6 protein-coding genes are annotated in these 5,098 nt (G+C 71.4%); 4 read left to right on the top strand and 2 right to left on the bottom strand.

Going from position 1 to position 5,098, the window contains the following annotated elements; genetic code table 11:
* Positions 1–367: hypothetical protein (locus GT354_RS37190; RefSeq protein WP_161360803.1), on the bottom strand; the 367-nt coding region annotated here is incomplete at its 3' end.
* A 374-nt stretch (positions 368–741) separates the two neighbouring features.
* Here GT354_RS37190 and GT354_RS37185 point away from each other — a divergent pair.
* The 3 genes from GT354_RS37185 to GT354_RS37175 all read left to right on the top strand — a co-directional run bounded on the left by GT354_RS37185 (position 742) and on the right by GT354_RS37175 (position 3,401).
* Positions 742–1,785, top strand: a complete 1,044-nt coding sequence (locus GT354_RS37185; protein ID WP_161360802.1) for an acyltransferase domain-containing protein — start codon at positions 742–744, stop codon at positions 1,783–1,785.
* Positions 1,786–2,066: 281 nt separating this feature from the next.
* Positions 2,067–2,540, top strand: coding sequence for a hypothetical protein (locus tag GT354_RS37180; RefSeq protein ID WP_161360801.1), 474 nt, complete (start codon positions 2,067–2,069; stop codon positions 2,538–2,540).
* Positions 2,541–2,543: 3 nt separating this feature from the next.
* On the top strand, positions 2,544–3,401 hold the full coding sequence (locus tag GT354_RS37175) for a class F sortase (RefSeq protein WP_161360800.1): 858 nt from the start codon (positions 2,544–2,546) through the stop codon (positions 3,399–3,401).
* A 252-nt stretch (positions 3,402–3,653) separates the two neighbouring features.
* Here the strand turns inward: GT354_RS37175 and GT354_RS37170 are convergent, their stop codons facing one another.
* Positions 3,654–4,295: an HAD-IA family hydrolase gene (locus GT354_RS37170; protein WP_161360799.1), complete on the bottom strand. Its 642-nt coding sequence runs from the start codon at positions 4,293–4,295 to the stop codon at positions 3,654–3,656.
* A gap of 43 nt (positions 4,296–4,338) precedes the next feature.
* Between GT354_RS37170 and GT354_RS37165 the strand changes: the two genes are divergently transcribed.
* Positions 4,339–4,887, top strand: a complete 549-nt coding sequence (locus GT354_RS37165; protein ID WP_346012345.1) for an aminoglycoside adenylyltransferase — start codon at positions 4,339–4,341, stop codon at positions 4,885–4,887.
* The last annotated feature ends 211 nt before the right edge of the window (positions 4,888–5,098 follow it).

Below are 5,098 nucleotides of genomic sequence, written 5' to 3'. Positions count from 1 at the left end.
CGGTGGCCTCGGGGGCGGCGGCCGTCGGCTCGGGGGCGGGGCGGGCCTGGGGGAGGTACCCGTGTGCGCCCGTGCGCCGATTCGTGGCCTCCAGCCACCACCCGGCGCCCGGCGGGCCCGCGTCGATGCCGGCGACGTGTGTGCGGTCGACGGTGAGGGTGTCGCCCCGGTGGGCGATCTCGACGACCGCCGAGTGCTTGGTCGGGTTGTGGTGGATGGTGACGCTGTCGGCGGAGACGTAGTAGTCGTCGCCGGTGATGACGACCGCCGTACCGGCGTCCGGGTCGGCTGCGGCGGACTGGGCAGGGATGGCGAGCGTGGCCGCCGACACGATTGCGACGGCGATGGCGCGGCAGGTGATGAACACGTCCTGCTCAACGACGCCGAGGTTCGAAGGCGACGGGCTGTCGGCTCGTGCGACTCGCGGACCGACGAGGGCGACTCGAACAACTGAACGACGCTCGAACGACCGGCCGAATGTCGCGGCAACCCGAATGGCAGACAGCGCGACACCGCGCTCGTCGACTGACGCCGGCTCAAGGCGGGGCGGAATCGGGCATGTTGCCCGGTTCCCCCGCGCGGCGTGCCACCCCGGCGGTGGGGCGCGGTTGCGGGGGTCGGCCGGCTCGTCTGTGCTGGATTACGGCGCGAGGGCTCGTCCTCGGACCCCGCCGCCCGAGTTGCGGGTGTGCGGCGCCGGTGCATTCCATGCCCCTGCACATACGTGCGAGAGAGGATCACATGAGCGCGCACCGGATTGCGATGATCATGCCCGGCATGGGTTCCTATCTGCCCGGGTCGTTGCGACACCTCCGGTCACTGCCGGCGGTACACGACACCTTGACCGAGATCGACGAGGCCGTCGGGGACACGGCCACTCTGCTGCCCTCTCGATTGCTCACCGACCCCAACGCTCCGGACGCCGCCGAGCTCGACGATCGCCACGAACTGGCCTTCCATCTGGCCATCTACGCCGGTTCGCTCGCGGTGTTCCGGTTGCTCGAACGCGATTTCGGAGTATGCCCCGAGGTGGTCATGGGGCACAGCCTCGGCGACGTCGCCGCGTTCGCCGCAGCCGGCGTGTACACGGCCGGCGACGGCGCGCGCCTGCTGCTCGCGCGCGAGACTGCGTGCGCGGCGTACCCCACCGATCCCGCCGGGATGCTGGTGCTGCGCCTGCCGCCGCGCCGAACGATGGAACTGCTGTCCGCCGCGCAGCTGCCCGGACTCGATCTGGCGTGCGACAACGCGGACCACCAGTCGGTGGTGTCGGGTCCCGAGCGATCCTTGGACACCTTCGCGGCGCTGGCCCGGCGCAAGGAGGTGTCCTCGGCTCCGCTGACCGTGCGCACGCTGTTCCACAACCGGCTACGCGAACCGGCGGCCGCCGAATGGCGCCGGCTGGGCGCCGACGTCACGTTCCACCCGCCGAAGTATCCGGTGTTCTCGTCCGTACTGGGCCGCGATTTCCACGACGAACGGGAGTTCCGCGACGGGGTGGTGGACCAGCTGCGCCGGCCCGTACGGTTCCGCAGCGCCGCGCGGACACTGCACGAACGCGGGATCGGGCTGTTCCTGGAAACCGGCTCGTGCGAGGTGCTGGGCCCGTGCGTACGCGCGGAAGTACCCCGACTGGGCGCGATGTTGGCGGTACCGGACGGCGTGGACGCGACCCAGGTGTCGGCGGCGCTGTGCGCGTGCGGCATCACGGACGAGGCCACGCCCGCAACCGTGGAGGACCGGGCGATCGTGGAAATGTCGGCGGCGGCCGATCCGGTCTCCTGACCGTGACCACGACGCCGCGCTCGGCGGCCGGGGGCCTGCCACTCGAGAAACGATCTTGGAGGCGGAGGACACGAACAGGTCGTTCGTGTCTTTCGATTCCAGGATCGTTTCCGGTTTTGTGCCTGATGGGCCATCCGCAGGGAGTTAGGGATGGTATCGGCACCATTCGGCTGTTCCGGGTGGCGAAGTACCGGTGAGCTTTTTACGTTCCTAGGGGCCGGGGCTTCCAGTTGGGCACGGTGCTCGCCGTGTCCGGCCCGGGCCGTCCATTGGAGGACAAAATGCGCTGTGCCCGAATCGCGGTGGTCGGCACGATCGCCGGTCTCGCCATGCTCGGATCGGCCGGATCGGCTTTCGCCCTCTCCCCGGTGATCGCCGACTCGGGTCGTCCCGGAGACATCGTGTTGCTCTCGGACGACAAGCTCTGCGGGACGACCTCGGCCACCGCGACATCGACCGCGTTCACGGCTCCGGTCACGCTCACCGTGAGCGGCGACCACCTGGCCGCTCAGGCGACCATCGCGGCCGGTGCGACGACGGGTGAGCACAAGATCAACGTCGCGTGCGGCAACGGCAAGGAACTCGAAGGCACCATCAACGTGATGGGCGCCGCGCCGACCGCGGCCTCGACGGCCGGCCTCGGCGGCTCGCAGGGCGCCGACGCGGCCCTGCTCGCAGTGGGTGGCGTCGTCCTGACCGCCGCTGCGGCGACCGGATTCGTGGCTGTCCGTCGCCGGGCCGGCAACGCCGCCTGATCGATGACATCTCCCGAACCCGCAGGCCCCACCGGGTCCGCGGCTCGGCAGCACGCCGGCCGTGGTCGCCGCCTCCCCTGGGCGGCGGCCTCGGCTGCGCTGGCGATCTGCGGATTCGCGTTGATCGGCGCGGCAGACAATGGGGCGGGGCCGCCACGCCCGTCGGCTGCGGCAGCGGTACCGCTCGCGACGTCGAAGGCGGCGGCCCCATCGCCTTCGCTGCCGCTCGACTGGCCCCGGGAACTCCCGCCACTCGCCTCCCCGTTGCCCTCGACGCCGCTCGACTGGCCTCGCGAACTCGCGGCGCCGGTGCCGCCGCTTCCCCCGCTTCCCCCGTCTCCCGCACCTGCCTCGCCTCCTCCGCCTGCCTCGCCTCCTCCGCCGGCCTCGCCGGCCGCCGCGCAGCCGCTGAGCGCGTCCACCCCGGTCCGGATTCGTATCCCGTCGCTGGACGTCTCGGCGCCTGTCATCAAGGTCGGTCTGGACGAGCACGGCGGCATCGCCGCCCCCGACAAGGCCAACCGCAACCTGGCCGGCTGGTATCAGGGCGGCGTCACGCCCGGCCAGTCCGGTACGGCCTCGATCGTGGGCCACGTGGACACCGCCAAGGGACCGGCCGCCTTCTACACTCTGGGGGCGTTGGCGCGCGGCGCGCGGGTCGAGGTCGAGCGCGAGGACGGCACCATCGCGATCTTCGAGGTGGACGGGGTCGAGGCGTTCGCCAAGGACGAGTTCCCCAGCTCACGCGTCTTCGCCGACGCCACTCGACCGGAACTGCGCGTCGTCACGTGCGGAGGTTCGTTCAGCAAGAAGACCCACTACTCGGGCAACGTGGTGGCATTCGCGCATCTCGTCTCGTGAGGGTCGGTGGTGGGTGGTGGTCGGAGGTCGGAGGTTGGAGGTCTGTGGTCGGTGGTCGGTGATCGAGGGGCTGGAGTCGGCGGTGGCGGGTGTCAGCTCCGCCAGGCAGCCTCAAGCACTCACGACCCCGTCTATCGCATGGCGAACGTCGTTACACGGGGGATCGCTTCGCGCAGGGTCGGTGGTCGGTGGTCGGTGGTCGGCGGTGGGGGGCAGCTCCGCCTTGCGGGCTCAAGCGCTTGTGCCGCCCGTTTATCGCGTGGCGAACGTCGTTACATGGGGGATCGCGTCGCGCAGCGTCGGGAAGTATCGGTGGGCGCCGGGCACGGGTTCGTCGGTGTTGACCGTCCAGACCGTCATGCCCGCGTCGAGCCCCGCCCGGACGCCGGCGGGGCTGTCCTCGATCACCAGGCAGCGTGCCGGGGTGGTGCGCAACAGTAGTGCGGCCAGGAGGTACGGGTCGGGGTGCGGCTTGCCTCGGTCGGCCGCGGCGGCGTCGACAACGACGGCCGGCATGGGCAGGCCGGTTCGCGCGAACCGGCCGCGGACCCGGTGCACGTAGTTGGACGTGACCAGCGCCCACCCGCCGACGGGCAAACCACGTAGGAGTTCCGCCGCACCGGCGAAGGCGGTGTATGCGCCGTCCCGGACGTCGGCGTCCTCCAAGTCGTGCAGCAACGCCAGTGCCTCCGCCGCGTCGAGTTCCGGCGCGACTGCGGCAAACGTGTCCACGGGCCTTGTACGCAGGGCCACTTCGTACACTGCGGCACCGTCCAGACCGTAGCGTTGCGCCCACGCGTTCCAGACCCGACGCTGGTTGGCGGCGGCGTCGATCAGGGTGCCGTCGACGTCGAAGAGCACATGGCTCGTGGGCGGTTGCGGAGTCGGCGGCATGTGTCGATCCTGCCGGCACGTCGATGCGACCTATCGTTGCCCCGTGGACGACTACTCGGACTCCGTACGGGCTCAGTTGCAGGTGATCGCCGAATTCGTCGCGTCGGCACGGGAGTCGAACGTCGAGGTCCAGTTGCGCGGCGGCTGGGCGATGGACTTCTTTCTGCACCGGGTCACCCGTGAACACGGCGACGTCGACTGGTTCGCGTGGGCCGTCGACGTCCCCGCGCTGACGGACGTACTGGCGGCCCGGGGCTGGGTCCGGCTGGCGAAGGCGCCGCCGGAACAACAGCTCGACTACCTCGCGGGCGACGTGGAAGTGGGTATCGCCCTGCTGGCCCGGGACCCCGAGGGACGCCCCGTCGTGGCGGGTGGGCCGTGGGCGGGGGCGGTCTGGCCGGCCGGCCTGCTCGACGGGCCGCTCGGACGGCTCGGCGAGGTGTCCTGCCCGATCGTCTCGGCGGCGGCGCAGATCGAGATCAAGCTGATGACACCGACCTGGATGCCGGGCCGGCCTCGCCGGGCGAAGGACGTCGAGGACGTCGCCCGGTTGCGCGAGGGGTTGGCCGGAGCCCGGGACGGGCTTGCGTGAACGGTCGCCGGCGTGTGGGAACGACCTTTGTGGCGGCGTGTGTTGGGTGCGGCGCGGGTGCGGCGCGGGTGCGGATGCTGCGGGGTGCGGGTACGGCGCGGATTCGGGTATGGCGCGGTGCGGTGCGGGCGCGACGCGGATGCGGGTACGGCGCGGCGCGCGTGCGGGTACGTGTGCGGCGGAGCGCGCTTGCGAGGGCGGGTACGGGTAC

Source organism: Streptomyces sp. SID3343, assembly GCF_009865215.1.
Classification (GTDB): Bacteria; Actinomycetota; Actinomycetes; order Streptomycetales; family Streptomycetaceae; genus Embleya.
Note: the sequence above shows the minus strand (reverse complement) of the source record. Positions and strands in the feature narration are given on the sequence as shown.